General features: G+C 64.1%; 14 protein-coding genes. 6 read left to right on the top strand and 8 right to left on the bottom strand.

Annotated elements, in window-relative coordinates; translation table 11 throughout:
* Positions 1-45: 45 nt before the first annotated feature.
* Positions 46-1,236, top strand: a complete 1,191-nt coding sequence (gene rnd / locus KFK14_RS08740; protein ID WP_212610600.1) for a ribonuclease D — start codon at positions 46-48, stop codon at positions 1,234-1,236.
* Entirely contained in the window at positions 1,233-1,544 is a 312-nt protein-coding gene (locus tag KFK14_RS08735) for an I78 family peptidase inhibitor (protein WP_212610599.1), read from the top strand. Before rnd ends, KFK14_RS08735 begins: the two co-directional genes overlap by 4 nt.
* A gap of 2 nt (positions 1,545-1,546) precedes the next feature.
* Here KFK14_RS08735 and KFK14_RS08730 read toward each other — a convergent pair whose 3' ends face one another.
* From KFK14_RS08730 to KFK14_RS08710, 5 genes are read right to left on the bottom strand one after another with little or no spacing between them, the layout of a single operon-like run.
* Positions 1,547-2,221: an HAD family hydrolase gene (locus KFK14_RS08730; protein ID WP_212610598.1), complete on the bottom strand. Its 675-nt coding sequence runs from the start codon at positions 2,219-2,221 to the stop codon at positions 1,547-1,549.
* A 13-nt stretch (positions 2,222-2,234) separates the two neighbouring features.
* Complete coding sequence (locus KFK14_RS08725; RefSeq protein ID WP_212610597.1) at positions 2,235-3,749, bottom strand: Ppx/GppA family phosphatase; 1,515 nt, start codon at positions 3,747-3,749, stop codon at positions 2,235-2,237.
* A gap of 10 nt (positions 3,750-3,759) precedes the next feature.
* Positions 3,760-5,898, bottom strand: a complete 2,139-nt coding sequence (locus KFK14_RS08720; RefSeq protein WP_070150936.1) for an RNA degradosome polyphosphate kinase — start codon at positions 5,896-5,898, stop codon at positions 3,760-3,762.
* 9 nt (positions 5,899-5,907) lie between these two features.
* A complete protein-coding gene (locus KFK14_RS08715) occupies positions 5,908-6,537 on the bottom strand; it encodes a P-loop NTPase family protein (RefSeq protein WP_212610596.1) in 630 nt (209 codons plus the stop codon).
* On the bottom strand, positions 6,534-7,769 hold the full coding sequence (locus KFK14_RS08710) for a heavy-metal-associated domain-containing protein (protein WP_212610595.1): 1,236 nt from the start codon (positions 7,767-7,769) through the stop codon (positions 6,534-6,536). Before KFK14_RS08710 ends, KFK14_RS08715 begins: the two co-directional genes overlap by 4 nt.
* A 66-nt stretch (positions 7,770-7,835) precedes the next feature.
* On the opposite strand from KFK14_RS08710, the gene purM reads away from it, so the two are divergent.
* The 3 genes from purM (at position 7,836) to KFK14_RS08695 (ending at position 10,660) form a co-directional block, all read left to right on the top strand.
* The gene (purM, locus tag KFK14_RS08705) at positions 7,836-8,942 is read left to right on the top strand and encodes a phosphoribosylformylglycinamidine cyclo-ligase (RefSeq protein ID WP_070150932.1); all 1,107 of its coding nucleotides are present in this window, start codon (positions 7,836-7,838) and stop codon (positions 8,940-8,942) included.
* A gap of 109 nt (positions 8,943-9,051) precedes the next feature.
* Positions 9,052-9,993, top strand: coding sequence for a phosphoribosylglycinamide formyltransferase (gene purN, locus KFK14_RS08700; RefSeq protein WP_212610594.1), 942 nt, complete (start codon positions 9,052-9,054; stop codon positions 9,991-9,993).
* Positions 9,983-10,660, top strand: coding sequence for a hypothetical protein (locus tag KFK14_RS08695; RefSeq protein ID WP_246524973.1), 678 nt, complete (start codon positions 9,983-9,985; stop codon positions 10,658-10,660). Before purN ends, KFK14_RS08695 begins: the two co-directional genes overlap by 11 nt.
* Positions 10,661-10,800: 140 nt before the next feature.
* Here the strand turns inward: KFK14_RS08695 and ndk are convergent, their stop codons facing one another.
* From ndk to KFK14_RS08680, 3 genes are all read right to left on the bottom strand, one after another.
* Positions 10,801-11,223: a nucleoside-diphosphate kinase gene (gene ndk, locus KFK14_RS08690; protein WP_070150928.1), complete on the bottom strand. Its 423-nt coding sequence runs from the start codon at positions 11,221-11,223 to the stop codon at positions 10,801-10,803.
* Positions 11,224-11,311: 88 nt separating this feature from the next.
* Positions 11,312-11,749 (bottom strand): DNA polymerase III subunit chi, encoded by a 438-nt coding sequence (locus KFK14_RS08685; RefSeq protein WP_212610593.1) that lies wholly within the window; start codon positions 11,747-11,749, stop codon positions 11,312-11,314.
* A 119-nt stretch (positions 11,750-11,868) separates the two neighbouring features.
* The gene (locus KFK14_RS08680) at positions 11,869-13,323 is read right to left on the bottom strand and encodes a leucyl aminopeptidase (protein WP_212610592.1); all 1,455 of its coding nucleotides are present in this window, start codon (positions 13,321-13,323) and stop codon (positions 11,869-11,871) included.
* A gap of 233 nt (positions 13,324-13,556) precedes the next feature.
* Here KFK14_RS08680 and KFK14_RS08675 point away from each other — a divergent pair, with 233 nt between their 5' ends.
* The gene (locus tag KFK14_RS08675) at positions 13,557-15,749 is read left to right on the top strand and encodes an LPS-assembly protein LptD (protein ID WP_246525034.1); all 2,193 of its coding nucleotides are present in this window, start codon (positions 13,557-13,559) and stop codon (positions 15,747-15,749) included.
* Positions 15,750-15,820: the final 71 nt, after the last annotated feature.

The raw sequence follows: 15,820 nt of genomic DNA, 5'->3' as shown, positions 1-15,820 counted from the left end.
AGCCCGCCGGGGAGCGGGCCAGCCCATAATAAGATCGAAGTCCATATGCAAATTCATCCGCTGATTACCGACAGCAAGACACTCGCCGAATTCTGCGCCCGCATCGCCAAGAGCCCCTATATCGCCGTGGACACGGAGTTCATGCGCGAAAACAGCTACTGGCCGGAGCTTTGCCTGGTGCAGGTCGCCGACGCCAATGAGGCCGCCGCGATCGACCCAAAGGCGCCGGGGCTGGACATGGGGCCGCTGCTCGACCTGCTGGTCGATAATGAGGATGTGCTCAAGGTCTTTCATGCCGGCGGGCAGGACATAGAGATTGTCCACAACCTGACCGGCAAGACGCCGCACCCGATGTTCGACACGCAGATCGCGGCGATGGCGCTCGGCCTTGGCGAGCAGATCGGTTACGGCAATCTGGTCGAGGCGTGGCTGGGCATCACGCTGGACAAGGGCGCGCGCTTCACCGACTGGGCGCGGCGGCCGCTGGACAAGCGACAGATCGACTATGCGATCGGCGACGTCACCTATTTGATCCAGATGTTCCCGGTGATGCTGGAAAAGCTGCGCAGTACGGGGCGCGGCGACTGGCTGGACCAGGAGATGGAGCGGATCAGCGATCCGGAAAATTACATCAACCGGCCGGGCGACGCATGGAAGCGGGTCCGCATATCCAGCCGCAAGCCCGATGTGCTGGGCCGGTTGAAGGCGCTGGCCGCGTGGCGCGAGCAGGAGGCGCAGGACAAGAACTTGCCGCGCGGGCGAATCGTCAAGGATGAGACGCTGGCGGACATCGCGTCCCACCCGCCCCGGTCGCAGGACGATCTAGGCAAGGTCCGGGGGCTGTCCGCCGCGTGGCGGGGCAATGATATCGGCGCGCGGATGATGGCGGCTCTGGCCGGTCATGCGCCGCTGTCCAAGGATGAGTTGCCTGAACGCGACCCCAAAAAGCCCGCGCTGGGCAAGGATGGGGCGCTGGTGGCGGATTTGCTCAAGCTGCTGCTGAAAATCCGGTCGCGGGACATCAATGTCGCAGCGCGGCTGCTGGCGCGATCCGACGATCTGGATGCGCTGGCGGCGGGCGTGCGGGACAATCTGCCGATCCTGGAGGGCTGGCGTTACGAACAATTTGGGCGGGACGCGGTTGATCTGGTAGAAGGCCGCATGGCGTTCGCGGTGCGCAACGGGCGGTTGCGGATGACCAGAACGGCAGTGGATGGAACGGAGGCCAAGGCATGAGAGCGATTGCATTGATCGGCATGGCGCTGGCGATGCTGCCCCTGGCGGCTTGTGCAACCACGGGCGAGGGCGGCGCGCCCGGCGCCCCTCCCCCCGCGGCGAGCGGCGAATGCAAGAATGACGGGCTGGAAGCCTTTACCGGCAAAACGGCGACGGCGGAGCTGGGCGCGGAAATGCTGAAGGTTTCCGGCGCAAAGACCTTGCGCTGGGGCGGCCCCGGAACCGCAATGACGATGGACTTCCGGCCGGACCGGCTGACCGTGAGTTATGACGAGAAGATGGCGATCACTTCGGCGCGTTGCGGGTGACGTCAATCGTTGGAGATATGCAGCCGCATTGACCCATCGGCATCGACGCTGACACGCAACCCGTCATAGTCATCAATCCCCGGATGCGCCGTTTCCAGCGGGTGCATATGGGTCGCGCGGATCACCAGGACGGATGCGCCGGCCTGCTCACCTGCGCTTATGCCCGCGGGCGCGTCCTCAAAGACCAGGCAGTCCGACGCATCAAAGCCCAAAGTCTGCGCCGCAAGGCGATAACAGTCCGGATGGGGCTTTCCGTTTGTGACATCATCGGCGGTGATCAGCACGGCGGGCGCTGGCAGGCCGACAGCTTCCAGCCGCCTGCGCGCCAGTGCGCGCGGCGCGGAAGTGACGATTCCCCACCGATTTTCCGGAAGCGAGGACAGGAACGCCTCTGCTCCAGCGATTTGCGCGATGCCGTCGATATCCTCAATCTCGGCGAGGGTCACTTTCGACGCCTCCGCCTCGGCATCGAAGCCTGGCGGGACCCAGCGGCGAACCGTATCGATGGCGCGCACGCCATGAATCGTCGGCAGGAAAGCGTCGATATCCAGACCATGGCCGCTGGCCCACCGCGCCCATACCCTTTCGGCTGCGATGACGGAACTCAGCAGCGTTCCATCCATGTCAAAGAGAAACGCAGAAAAAGCGCGCCCGCCGGACAATATTGCACGATCCATGTGCTGGCGGCCCTTAATCGACGAGCATCTGATATCTGAGACCCATCCCCTGACCAAGCTGGCGCAGGCGGCGTTCCACAGCCTCTCCGTAGAGGTCGGCATGGCGTTCGGGCAGGACGAGGGACAGCATGTCTCCTTCCGCCTCCAGCCGTCCGGCAAGCAATGGCCCTTCGACACCGCCGGAGAGGCGTTGTCCAACGCGGATCGCCAAGCCCCACAGGGCGGCGCGGCGCAGTGCCTCCGCATTGGCGAGGCCCTCCACCTCGGCAGGGACGGTCGTGCCGCCGCCGAAATTGCTGTGCAGAGCCTGGGCGAGCATCGCCCGCCCCTCGACATCAATGCCGACCCAGTTGCCGTGCAGGGCGATCTCGACGCCGCGTTCGGAGCGGAAATCCGGGTTCGCGCGCCAGCCGACATCAGCGAGCAGGCAGGCGGTCTTGCGGATGCGCCGCCAGCGCGCACCATCTTCCAGGAACAGCGGCGCGATCCAGTCCTCGATCAGTTCGCCATGGCCGGGAAAGCGCCCCTGCGCCTCCCCCTCCGCCTGCGCGGCGACTAGCAGCGGATCAAGCGCGCGGATTTCCGGCGGCAATTCCTCGAACAACAGCCCTTCGCGCAGGCCGTAGGCGGAGACGACAAGGCTGGACGAGGCAAGCTGACGGACCATGACCGAGAGCAGCCCGGCTGCCCCCGGCAGGGTCGGGATGCGCGACCCGGTCAGCGCGGGAATGGCCTTCAGCGAGTCCCGGCCCATATGCGAGACGACGCGGGCGAGATGCTGAGCGCGCTCCGGCGGCATTTCATAATGGTGGATCACCGGCAGCGGAAAATGGGTGAGCGTCATGTCCAGCCGCGCGAGCGACCGCCACGAGCCGCCGACCATGTAGAAGGGCAGCCCCTTATGCTGGTCCGACTTCCAGCCGGCCTTGGCCAGCAGCTTCTTCACATAGCGTTCGAAGACATTATTGCCCTTCGCCCGCAATCCGGGCAGGCGCAGCACGCCAAGCGGCAGGGAAATGCGGTCATGCACCTCCCCATCCGCAATCCGCACCAGTTCCAGACTGCCGCCGCCAAGGTCGCCCACAATGCCGTTCGCGCCGGGGATGGCGGACAGCACGCCATAGCCGGAGGCGGTCCCCTCCTGCACGCCGGACAGAAGCTCAATCTCCAGCCCTAGTTCGGCGGCGCGGGACATGAATTCCGGGCCGTTCGACGCCTCCCGCACGGCAGCCGTCGCCACGCAACGGATATGGTCTATCCCCATTTCCACGCAGAGGTGGCGGAAGCGCGCAAGAGCGGTCAGGCCGCGCTCCATGGCCTGCGGTTCGATCATGCCCGTGGTGCCCAGCGACGCGCCAAGCCCGGCCATCACCTTCTCGTTAAACAGGATAAAAGGGATGCGGCGCGGGCCATCATAGACGACCAGGCGGACGCTATTCGATCCAATGTCGATGATAGCGGAACGCGCAGTCTCCAGCGCCGGGTTGGCCTTCCCGCGCTCTGCCACCGACCGGATAAGGGTCATCATGTCCATCCCCCTAGCGCCGCCGGCGCAGGGAAAGCTTTGGCACGGCATCGCTTTTCTGCAGGGCCGCGCCGCGCCCCGACAGGGACGGGTTGGTCATGAAATAGCGATGAAGATTGAAGGGCTTGTCGCCCGGCTCCAGCCGACGATAGCGGCCATCGCAATCCAGTTCCCAGCTTTGTTCATTATCGATGAGGTTGGCGACCATCACCTGATCCAGCACCTGATCATGCACGGTCGCATTCTCGATAGGCAGCATATATTCGACCCGGCGGTCGAAATTGCGCGGCATCCAGTCGGCGGAGCTGATCAGGACCTTCGCGCCATTGTTCGGCAGTTCCTTGCCATTGCCGAAGCAGGCGATGCGACTATGCTCCAGGAAGCGGCCGATGACGGACTTCACCCGGATATTTTCCGACATGCCCTGAACGCCGGGACGCAGGCAGCATATGCCGCGGATGATCAGATCAACCTGAACCCCCGCATTGCTGGCGGCGTAGAGCTTTTCGATGATGGCGGGATCGACGAGCGAGTTCATCTTGGCCCAGATGCTGCCCGGACGCCCGGCGCGCACATGGTCGATCTCCGCATCGATCAGCGCGCTCAACTGGTCACGCAGGTCGCGGGGCGACATGGTGAGCAGTTCCAGATGCTGCGGCTCGACATAGCCGGTGATATAGTTGAACAGCGCGGCGGCATCCCGCCCGATGCGCGGGTCGGCGGTGAAGAAGCTGAGGTCCGTGTAAATGCGCGCAGTGACCGGGTGATAATTGCCGGTGCCGAAATGGCAGTAAGTGCGGAACTGGTCGCTTTCACGCCGGACGACCATCGAAATCTTGGCGTGCGTCTTCCAGTCGATGAAGCCGTAGACCACCTGAACCCCGGCGCGTTCCAGGGCGCTGGCCCAGAGCAGGTTCTGCTCCTCGTCAAACCGGGCCTTCAATTCCACAACTGCGGTGACTGACTTGCCCGCCTCCGCCGCGTCGATAAGCGCGCGGATGACGGCGGATTGCTTGCCCGCGCGATAAAGCGTCTGCTTGATGGCGACGACATCCGGGTCGGCGGCCGCCTGTTTCAGAAAGGCGACGACGACGTCGAAGCTTTCATAGGGGTGATGGACGACGATATCCTTGGCGCGGATCGCCGCAAAGCAATCGCCGCCATATTCGCGGATACGCTCCGGGAAACGGGGGGCGTAGGGTTCGAACTTCAGGTCCGGCCGGTCCTCGTCGACGATTACGGACAGGTCGCCGATGCCGATGAAGCCGTCCACCTCCGCGATGACGGATTCATGCCCCTGCAGCATGTCCTGAAGCATTTCCTCGACCGCTTCGGGAATACCCTGTTCTATTTCCAGCCGGATCACCCGGCCGCGGCGGCGCCGCTTGATGGCGCTGCGGAAATAGCGGACGAGATCCTCCGCCTCCTCCTCGATTTCGATATCGCTGTCGCGGATGACCCGGAATACGCCGCTGTCCTTGACCTTGTAGCCGGGGAACAGCCGGTCGCTGAACCGGCGGATCACCGCCTCCAGCGCCATATAGCGCGCCGGGCTGCCCGGAATCCGCACGAAGCGATTGAGGGTCGCTGGGATCATCACCAGTTCACGGACCGGCTGTTTGTCCGACAGCCGCTCCAGATCGAAAACGATCGAAAGGCCCTGATTGGGGATGAAGGGAAAGGGGTGCGCAGGATCAAGCGCCTGCGGCGTCAGGATTGGGAACACCTGATTGAGAAAGTGATTTTCGAGCCAGTCGTCCGCCTTCGCGCCCATGCTGCCTGAACCGACCACGTCAATGCCCGCTGCGCCGAGGGCGGCGTGGAGCGCGTGCCAGACGAGCTGCTGCGCGCTCATCAACCGGTCGGCCTCGGCCTCTATCGCGGCAAGCTGCTGCCCCGGAGTCATGCCGTCGGCGGAGCGCAGGTCGACATCCTGAAGCTGCTGCCCCTTCAACCCGGCGACGCGGACCATGAAAAATTCATCGAGGTTCGCGCCGGAAATCGAAAGGAAACGCAGCCGTTCCAGCAAGGGATGGGCGGGATTCATCGCTTCTTCCAGCACCCGCTGGTTGAACCCCAACCAGGACAGTTCCCGATTGAAATAGCGTTCGCCGGGCAGGGTCATGCTGGCAGAGGGGTCGGCTTCGGCCACGAAAGCTCCTTATTCGGACGCCGGATCGGAATAGAGTATAGGCAGAAATCCGGCGTTTTGCAGCGTTTCCCGTGCAAATTGCACCGAAATCTTGCGGGACGATGACAGTGAAGCCGCATTGAGGCAATCGATCACCGCCGCAATCGCAGCATAGCTGCGTTCGATCCGCTTGTGCAGCCATTCCGGCAAATCGGAAGCCCATGCCGAACCGGCGCGGGTCAGGCCGCGTTCGATAAGCGCCAGGGCGAGCGCCTCATCCGGCTCCTCTATCCGCACATGCGCGGCGGCGGACAGGCGGGAGCGCAGGTCAGGCAAAGCCACGGTCCAGTGTTGCGGCGCGTGGTCGGCGATGAGGAGCAGCGGGCGCTGATCGAGCTGGGCGCGGTTCCAGGCATGGAAAAGCGGCTCGTCGCCCGCCCCCTCGGCATTGTCGATCACCTCGCCGCCGGAAATGCGGGCAAACAGACGGCCAAGCGTGGATTTGCCCGAACGTGGCGGGCCAGACAGGACACTGGTCTGCACCGGCCAGTCGCGCCACCCCTCCAGATGACGCACGGCAATCGCATTGGCGTCGCTCACCAGGAAGTCCCCGCCTCCCCCCTGGCCCGTCCAGTCGAACGGGAGGCTGATCTGGCTCATTGCCCGGCGGGCGGCGTGGCTGCGCGCCGGGTAACGCGAAGCGTGTTGCCGGAGGACTGGACCGCAAAGCCGCGCTGCTGGAGCGCTGCGCTGAGCGTATCGACCGTACCGGCAAAACTGACCTGCATTACGGAAGTGCCGCCCAGCGCCAGGCTGCTGGTCGAGGCCGAGCGCACGCCGGGGATTCCCCGGATCAGGGACTCACCCTGGCTGACGGAGGCCACATTGGGCGTGTCATATTGCAGCGTGAAGGTGGCGACTCCAGGGATAACCGTGGGCATATCGACCGTTTCGACCATTCCCTCCGTGGCATTCTCCAGCTCCAGCGAATCGGGATCGACTGGTTCCTCTATGACCAACGAGGGGTCAGGACGCAGTACGCCACTAAGCAGAGCTTGCGTGTAAAGCTGATCCACGCGCCTTGCCGCCTGATCCATCATCTCCGGCACGGCATTTTCAGAAGGCGCGCGCAGCGCGAAGGACCCGATCAGCGCATTGTCCGGGCCATAGCGCGCGGCGAATCGTCCGATGACCGGGCCGCCGGGATATTGCCGCTCCAGCCGGGCGATCGGGATCACCACATCAGCCGCGCCATATTGATCGAGCAGCACCCGCCACCAGAGGCGGCCGCGGCGGCCGGTCTGCGCGGCGTTGAGCAGCAAGGGGTCCGCCGCGACGCCGCTGACGCGCACATAGTCAATGGCGCTTTCCCCGGTGCGGAAACGCGCCCAGGCCTTCTGCCACTCATTGATGCTCTCATAGCTGACGGCCGCCCCGCCCTGCCACAAGACAGGGATGACCAGCAGCGGCGGGGACCGGATGGCCGAGCCGCTGACGCCCAGAAGCTGGCCCGTACGGGCGCGATCGAACATGACGCCAAGCGTTGCGATATAACGGGTTGGGCCAGATTGCTCATATTGAATCTCAATCCCGGACACCATCGCCTCAAGCTGCGAATCGGAGAGCACGGGAATGGACGTGCCGCCATTGGTGCGGGTCCAGAGCATGCGCCAGGCCGTGCGTTGCGCCTGCCGCCAGCCGGCATAGCGGGCGGCGTCCGCATTGGGCGCCGCGACATCGACCTTGACCCCGCTCACCTCAAAATCACCGCCGCTGGCGATGGGCGGAACGCCGCGCTCGCCCTCAATCTGGGCGACCAGAGTCGCAGCGGCGGCGAGGCCGAGCAGCAGCAGGATCGCGAGATAGAAAGGACGGATGTCTGGGCGGGTCATGAACACGGGCGCCCTTTTGACGGCATTACTATGGAAATCCAAGTCCGATTTGGCTAGGCGCCATTCATGGACCCCAAGCACAACCAGACCGAACCCTATACCTACGCCAAGGCCGGCGTTTCCATCGACGCCGGAAACGCGCTGGTCAAGGCCATCGCTCCGCTCGCCAAGGCCACCCGCCGCCCCGGCGCGGACGCAGAACTTGGTGGATTCGGCGGATTTTTCGACCTGAAGGCGGCGGGCTATGACGACCCCCTGCTGGTCGCGGCCAATGACGGGGTCGGCACCAAGCTGAAGCTGGCCATCGAGCATGACCGGCATGACGGAGTCGGCATCGACCTGGTGGCGATGTGCGCCAATGACTTGATCGTGCAGGGCGCGGAGCCGCTATTCTTCCTGGACTATTACGCCACGGGGAAGCTGGAGAGCGGTGTCGCCGAGCGGGTGATCGCGGGGATCGCGGACGGATGCCGTCAGGCGGGCTGCGCGCTGATCGGCGGCGAGACAGCGGAGATGCCGGGCATGTATGGCCCCGGAGACTATGATCTGGCCGGTTTCTGCGTCGGCGCGGTGGAGCGCGCGCAGGCGTTGACCGGATCGCGGGTGAAGGCGGGCGATGTGCTGCTGGGCTTGGGATCGTCGGGCGTGCACAGCAATGGCTTCTCGCTGGTCCGGCGGCTGGCGGCGGACAAGGGATGGAAGCTCGACCGCCCCGCCTTGTTCGACAATGAAGTGCTGCTGATCGACGCGCTGATGGCGCCGACGCGCATCTATGTGCGGTCGTTGCTGCCGCTGGTGCGGGCGGGCAAGATCAACGCATTGGCCCATATCACCGGCGGCGGACTGCTGGAGAATATCCCGCGCGTGCTGCCGGATGGGCTGCACGCCGTGGTCGACGCGGATAGCTGGGATCAGCCGCGCCTGATGGCGTTCCTGCAGGCGCAGGGGCATATCGAGCCGGAGGAAATGGCTCGCACCTTCAACTGCGGCGTCGGCATGGTGCTGGCAGTGGACGCCGCAGAGGCGGAGGATGTGCGCGCGGCGCTGATAGCGGCGGGTGAAACCGTGCACGCCATCGGCCATATCGAGGCCGGCGAAAAAGGCTGCACGGTCAAGGGATCGGTCGAGACGTGGAGCGCGATGGCGGACTGGTCAGCAACGCATCTGGGGTGAGAAAACCGTAAAGCCCCGTACCCCCCGTTCGTTTCGAGCGAAGTCGAGAAACGGGGCACGACCTGCGCAGGGTTTCTCGACTTCGCTCGAAACGAACGGATTTTGAGCCATGGCCGTCACGAAGGCAAAAGTCGCAGTCCTGATTTCCGGCCGTGGGTCCAATATGGCGGCGCTGCTCTATGCGGCCAAGGCCGCGGATTGCCCGTTCGAGATCGTGCTTGTGGCGGCGAACGACCCCGGCGCAGCGGGGCTTGTGCTGGCGGCTGCGGAGGGCGTTGCGACCTTCGCGATGAGCCACAAGGGCCTGAAACGCGCCGAGTTCGACAGGATCATCGACGCCGAGATTCGCAAGGCGGGTGCGGAATATGTCGCGCTGGCGGGCTATATGCGCCTCCTCTCCCCCGAATTTGTGGGCAAATGGGAAGGCAGGATGCTGAATATCCACCCCTCCCTCCTGCCCAAATATAAGGGGTTGGACACGCATAAGCGGGCGCTGGAGGCTGGCGACAGCCATGCGGGATGTTCAGTCCATATCGTCACCGCCGAGCTGGATGACGGCCCGGTCTTGGGGCAGACGCCCGTCGCGATCCTGCCTGGCGACACGGAGGATGCGCTGGCCGCGCGCATCCTGATCGCCGAGCATCAGCTTTATTCCCGCGTGCTGGCGGAATATGTCCAGCGGGATTCCCAGCCCGAAGCGATATTGGCGCAGGTGCGCGAGCGGGCGATGGCCCTGCCCCGCGCCGAGGAAACCCTCTCGCACGGCATGCCCTGCTTCGGGATCGAGAAGGGCAAGAAGTTCGCCTATTTCACGAAGGATCATCATGGCGACGGCATCACGGCGCTGATCGTCAAGACCACCGGCGAGGAGGAACAGGCGATGTTGATAGAGGAGGATCCCGACCTTTATTACCGCCCCGCCTATTTCGGTCCCTCGGGCTGGGTCGGCATCCGGCTTGACGGTGGAGCGACCGACTGGGATCATGTGCGCGACCGGCTGGAAACGAGCTGGCGCCTCATTGCTCCCCGGAAGCTGGCCGATGTCTTCTGATTCAACACCTCCCGACCTACCACCCACCAAACAGGCGCAGGAGCGGGCGGAAAAGGCCGAAGCGGCAGCCATACGCCGCCGCTGGATAACGCTGGGCGAAGTTCTGGCGGTGGCGGCTGTCGTAATTTCCGGCCTGACGCTGTGGAACAGTTGGTCGGAACGCGCCGACAGCCGGGCGGAAAAGGCCGCCGATGCAAAACAATCATCCGCCAAGGCGCAGATCCTTGTTTTCAGCACCAAGACATCCGTCGACGGGCGGACGCTGATCCTGACGCCCACGTCCGAGGACCAACTGATCCAGAGCCAGACCGTGCGATTCCCTTCCTCTTTCGGCGCCGATCCGGCGGAAACGACGGGCCAGTCCCGCGTCGAGGTCAGGTGGTTCGAGGTGCCGTTGAAAAAGGCGCGGGAAAATGGGGGCATGCCCGACGATAGCCGGGGTGATGAGCGCGTTCCCGTGGCCATCTCCACCCGGTTCATGGTCGACGGCGTAATCCACGACGATGTGGCGATCTATGATGTCGGCTATACCGTCCGAGGCCGCCTGCTCGGTGGGCATAATGTGACGCTGCGCGGACTATCGCTCGTGTCACGGACCAAGGAGAGCGGCTTGCAGGCCAGGCTGGATGCGCGGTGGAAGGCGATATTCCCGCAACCAGACAAGTGATCCGAGGCTTGAGCCACAGCATGCTGACTGTCCCTTGAGGCATGAGACGCCAGCCTGCGTCGGCATGACCGATGAAAAGGGCATGAAAAAAGCCGCCGGATCGCTCCGGCGGCTTTTTCGTGTCTCGCTGCGATCAAGGATCAGCCGACAATTTCTTCCGGCTTGAAGAAATAGGCGATTTCCGTCGCGGCATTCTCATCGCTGTCCGAACCGTGGACCGAGTTCGCCTCGATCGATTCGGCGTGGACCTTGCGGATCGTGCCCTCATCGGCATTCTCCGGGTTGGTCGCGCCCATGATGTCGCGGTTGCGCTTCACGGCATTCTCGCCTTCCAGAACCTGCACGACGACCGGACCGGAGATCATGAAGGCGACGAGGTCGGCGAAGAAGGGACGCTCCTTGTGCACGGCGTAGAAGCCCTCGGCCTGCTCGCGGCTCATGCGGATGCGCTTGGAGGCGACGACGCGCAGGCCCGCTTCCTCCAGCATCGCGGTGATCGCGCCGGTCAGGTTGCGGCGCGTCGCGTCGGGCTTGATGATGGAAAAGGTGCGATTGGCGGCCATTTTATTGGGAAGCTCCGGTTTCGGGAAATAAGTCGGGCCGCCCTTTAGCTGCGGGAAGGACAGGCCGCAAGACTGTTAAGCATCACCATCAGGCCGCCCTGATCCACCGCCCGCCCTCCTGACGGTGGAAACGGGCTTCAACCCCCTCCAGCTTCGAGACAATGCGCCAGTTCGCACGCGCGGCCTCAATCGTCATCGCGTCAAAGAAATAGAATGCGCGATCGAACGTCAGCGCCTCATCCCGCCACAGGCCGTCGGCCAGGGCGATATACCGCGCGCCATTGGACGGCTCCACCTTGCCGGACAGCAGGATCGGCTGGATTGAGGGATTATCGCCTTGCGCATGGCCGTGCGCAAGGAAGCTGGCGGGCTGATGCGACCAAAGCGACTGGCCGATCTCATCCAGGCGCTCCGGCTCAGCCGCGACCACGAGCAGCCGTCCCCCGCCGGCAAGGATGCGCTGCGCTATGGCGGGCAACACCTTGTCCACGGGATCACGGCTGAGCTGGTAGAAATCGGCCTGCATCGATATCTTTCCGCCGTTTGGGTTGAGCCTGTCGAAGCCCAGCCCTTCTTGAAGAAAAGTGCAGCCCTTCGACAAGCTCAGGGCGAACGGGAAGCGGTTCAATCCGAACGGAGGTTTGATTACCCCTCAAACTTGTCGGAGACGAGCTGGTCCAGCAGGCGCACGCCGAAGCCGGTTGCGCCCTTGTCCCAGGTCGATCCGGGCTTGTCCGCCCACACCATGCCGGCAATGTCGAGATGCGCCCATTTGACGCCCTCATCGACGAACCGCTTGATGAACTGGGCGGCGGTGATCGATCCGGCGCCGCGCGGCCCGACATTCTTGATGTCGGCGATGGGGCTGTCGATCAGCTTGTTGTAGGCGTCGCTCATCGGGAAACGCCACAGCGGATCGCCGGATGTCTTGCCCGCGGAAAGCAGATCATCGGCCAGACCGTCATCATTGGAGAAAAGGCCGCCATTCTGGTCGCCCAGCGAGATAATCATCGCGCCGGTCAGGGTGGCGAGATCGATCAGCACGTCCGGCGCATAGGTTTTTTGCGCCCAGGTGATCGCGTCGCAAAGGACCAGGCGGCCTTCGGCGTCGGTGTTGATCACCTCGATCGTCTGGCCGGACATGGACGTCACCACATCACCGGGCCGCTGGGCGTTGCCGTCCGGCATATTCTCGACAAGGCCGCAAATACCGACGACATGGGCCTTCGCCTTGCGCCCGGCCAGCGCCTTCAGCGTGCCCGCGACCGCGCCCGCGCCGCCCATGTCCCACTTCATATCCTCCATGCCGGCCGCAGGCTTGATGGAGATGCCGCCCGTGTCGAAGGTGACGCCCTTGCCAACGAAAACGACCGGCGTCTTTACCGCGCCGCCCGTGCCGTCCCAGCGCATCGCGAGAATGCGAGGTTTGCGCACCGATCCCTGCGCGACGCCAAGCAGCGCGCCCATGCCGAGGTCCGCCATCTGCTGTTCGTCCAGCACCGTGATTTCGATGCCGAGATCGGCCAGATGACGGCAGCGTTCAACAAAGCTTTCGGGATAGATGATGTTGGCCGGTTCAGCGACGAGTTCGCGGGTGAGCGCAACGCCGTCGGCCAGCGCAGACCGGCGCGCCCATGCGTCGGAGGCTCCGGCATCGACAGTGACCAATGTCACAGTCTCCAGCGTCGGCTTCGACTTTTCGGGGAGGCGCGTGCGGTAGGTATCCATCCGCCAACTGCGCAGCTTTGCGCCAAGCGCCAGTCGCGCGGCGCCCTCCGCCGAAACGCTGACCGGAAACTCCACGGCGGCGTGCTTGGCGCCGGACGTCAGCAATTTCGCCGAGAGCGCGCCACCCGCCTTTTCCAGATCGGCGTCGCTGCCCGAACCGGTGCCGAGCAGGACGATACGCAGCAACGCGCCGCCTTCCTCCGCGAATGTCTCAAAAGTCGATCCTGCGTCGCCCGCGAACCGCGCCGCCTTCGCTCCGGCGAGCACGGTCTGCCCCGCCGCAATGGCCAAGGATCCTGGAAGTTCCTTGGGCAGGGCGATGACCAGAGTGTCGGCGGTGGAAGGGCGTGACGGGCTGATCGTGATTTGCATGAAAGACCTCTGTTTTGCTCTTTTGAATCTGGAAGCGTGAGATAGTGCGCCTTTCCCCTTCTGGCAAAGCGCTTCAACCAATTTCGCACCCTCTTTGGGCCGCAAGGCGATTGCGGCCAGAGCCAAGCGGTGCAATAGGCGGGAAAAGCGCTCCTGGATGCCGTCACTATCGCATGATCCGCCACCACTATTCCTTTCCTCACGGCCTGGCGGCGACCGGCACGGCGATCCTGATGATGTGCGCCAGCGCGCCGCTGATCGCGCAAACCCTGAACAGCCCCGACGCGGCGCTGAGCACGCCGGACGCTCCGGTTCCGGCCAATGATGAGGAAATCGGCTTCGCCGCCGATCAACTGGAATATGACAACAACACCGATGTCGTGACGGCGACGGGCAATGTCCAGATGCTGCGCGAGGGCAACCGGCTGCGCGCCGACAAGGTGGTATGGCATCGCCAGACCGGCCAGGTCGAGGCGTCCGGAAACGTCTCCGTCATCGATGCCGAAGGCAACATCGCCTATGGCGACCAGTTGGAAGTCACAGACACGCTGAAAGACGGGATCGTCCAGAATATGCTGATCGTCCTGCAGCAGGGCGGACGGCTGGCGGCGGAGAAGGGCAACCGCACGAACGGCGTCTATTATCTGGACCATGCCGTCTATTCCGCCTGCAAGGTCGAGGATAGCGAGGGCTGTCCCAAAGAACCGACCTGGCAGATCAAGGCGGTGAAGGTCATCTACAACCCGGATCGGCAGCGCGTGACGTATCGCGGCGCGCGGATCGAGATATTCGGGCTGCCCCTGATTCCCCTGCCCGGCCTGTCCCATCCGGTCGGCGACCAGGGCGGAACGGGTCTGCTGGTTCCCTCCCTGCGCTACGACCGCGTGAACGGGGCGGAGATGTCCCTGCCCTATTATGTGAAGCTGGCGCCGAACAGCGACCTGACCATCACGCCGCATGTCTATTCCGACGCGCTGCCGATGCTGCAGGGCAATTATCGCGCCCTGCACGGCAAGGGCGCCTATCAGATCACCGGATATGCGACCTATGGATCGCGCATTCCGGCGAACGCGGCGGTAGCGCCCGATTCGCAGCGGGACTTCCGCGGATATTTCGACGCCAGCGGCAAATTTCAGCTCGACCCGGAATGGAGCATCAGCTCCTCCATCCGCGTGGCGTCCGACCGCACGTTCATGCGGCGCTACGACATCAGCCGCGAGGATCGGCTGCGCTCCACCATCCAGGCCGAGCGTATTGGCGAGGACAGCTATTTCTCCATCGCCGGATGGGCCGCGCAGACGCTGCGCACCAACGATATTCAGGGGCAGGTGCCGGTCGCCCTGCCCGTCATCGACTATCGCCTGCGGCTGGCCGATCCGGTGCTGGGCGGCCGCATCCAGTTGCAGGCGAACAGCCTGGCGATCACCCGGACCGAAGGACAGGATACACAGCGCGCCTTCGCCGGATTCCAGTGGGACCTGCGCAAGCTGACGGGCATGGGTCAGGAGATCACCTTCACCACCTATCTGCGGGGCGACGTCTATCACACCGACGAGACCGACCTGACCCGCACGGTCATCTATCGCGGCGATGAAGGCTGGCATGCGCGCGGGATCGCCGCCGCCGCAGTGGATGTGCGCTGGCCCTTCATCGGCGAGGCGTTTGGCGGCACCCAGCGGATCACGCCGCGCGTTCAGATCGTCGCTTCGCCCCATCTGGCCAATATGAAGGTGCCGAACGAGGATTCGCGCTCCGTCGATCTGGATGACAGCAATCTTTTCGCGCTCAACCGCTTCTCCGGTTACGACCGGTTCGAGGATTCGACGCGCATCACCTATGGCTTCGAATATCAGGTGGATCGCAAGGACCTGTCCCTCGATGCCGTGGTGGGGCAGAGCTATCGCCTGAACAGCCGGTCGACCATCCTGCCGGAAGGCACGGGCCTCGCATCGCGCACGTCGGACATCGTTGGCCGGACCACGGTCCGCTACAAGGATTTCATCGCGCTGACCCACCGTTACCGGGTGGACAAGGACAATCTGGCCGTCCGCCGCAACGAGATTGACGCCACTGTCGGCACCAAGAAAACCTATGTGATGGCCGGCTATTTGCGGCTCAACCGCAATGCCTCGTCCGACATAGAGGATTTGCGGGATCGCGAGGAAATCCGCCTTGGCGGCCGTCTGCAGGTCACGCGCTTCATATCGGTATTCGGCTCCACGGTCATCAACCTGACCGGGCAGAAGGAGGACCCGCTGACCAGCGCGGACGGATATGAACCGGTCCGTCACCGGCTGGGCGTCGCCTATCAGGACGACTGTCTGGAACTGGGCGTCACCTGGCGCCGCGACTATCAGGCGACGGGCGATGCAAGGCGCGGAAACAGCTTCCTGCTGCGACTCGCTTTTCGCAATCTTGGCATATAAGAGAGTAACCCTGTTCCGCGCCCACGCCTTAACGCCCGCTCAGCGCTGGTTAAGGCGATTGGCGGCAAGAG

The organism is Sphingobium phenoxybenzoativorans (genome assembly GCF_018286635.1).
In the GTDB taxonomy this organism is placed as follows: Bacteria; Pseudomonadota; Alphaproteobacteria; order Sphingomonadales; family Sphingomonadaceae; genus Sphingobium; species Sphingobium phenoxybenzoativorans.
This window is presented reverse-complemented; position numbering and strand designations above follow the sequence as displayed.

Excerpts from the sequence above, each read along its gene's own strand:
- KFK14_RS08730 (WP_212610598.1), bottom strand. The coding sequence starts at position 2,221 with ATGGATCGTGCAATATTGTCCGGCGGGCGCGCTTTTTCTGCGTTTCTC.
- KFK14_RS08675 (WP_246525034.1), top strand. The coding sequence starts at position 13,557 with ATGATGTGCGCCAGCGCGCCGCTGATCGCGCAAACCCTGAACAGCCCC.
- KFK14_RS08710 (WP_212610595.1), bottom strand. The coding sequence starts at position 7,769 with ATGACCCGCCCAGACATCCGTCCTTTCTATCTCGCGATCCTGCTGCTG.
- KFK14_RS08685 (WP_212610593.1), bottom strand. The coding sequence starts at position 11,749 with ATGCAGGCCGATTTCTACCAGCTCAGCCGTGATCCCGTGGACAAGGTG.
- rnd (WP_212610600.1), top strand. The coding sequence starts at position 46 with ATGCAAATTCATCCGCTGATTACCGACAGCAAGACACTCGCCGAATTC.
- ndk (WP_070150928.1), bottom strand. The coding sequence starts at position 11,223 with ATGGCCGCCAATCGCACCTTTTCCATCATCAAGCCCGACGCGACGCGC.
- KFK14_RS08695 (WP_246524973.1), top strand. The coding sequence starts at position 9,983 with ATGTCTTCTGATTCAACACCTCCCGACCTACCACCCACCAAACAGGCG.
- KFK14_RS08680 (WP_212610592.1), bottom strand. The coding sequence starts at position 13,323 with ATGCAAATCACGATCAGCCCGTCACGCCCTTCCACCGCCGACACTCTG.
- KFK14_RS08735 (WP_212610599.1), top strand. The coding sequence starts at position 1,233 with ATGAGAGCGATTGCATTGATCGGCATGGCGCTGGCGATGCTGCCCCTG.
- purN (WP_212610594.1), top strand. The coding sequence starts at position 9,052 with ATGGCCGTCACGAAGGCAAAAGTCGCAGTCCTGATTTCCGGCCGTGGG.
- purM (WP_070150932.1), top strand. The coding sequence starts at position 7,836 with ATGGACCCCAAGCACAACCAGACCGAACCCTATACCTACGCCAAGGCC.
- KFK14_RS08725 (WP_212610597.1), bottom strand. The coding sequence starts at position 3,749 with ATGATGACCCTTATCCGGTCGGTGGCAGAGCGCGGGAAGGCCAACCCG.
- KFK14_RS08715 (WP_212610596.1), bottom strand. The coding sequence starts at position 6,537 with ATGAGCCAGATCAGCCTCCCGTTCGACTGGACGGGCCAGGGGGGAGGC.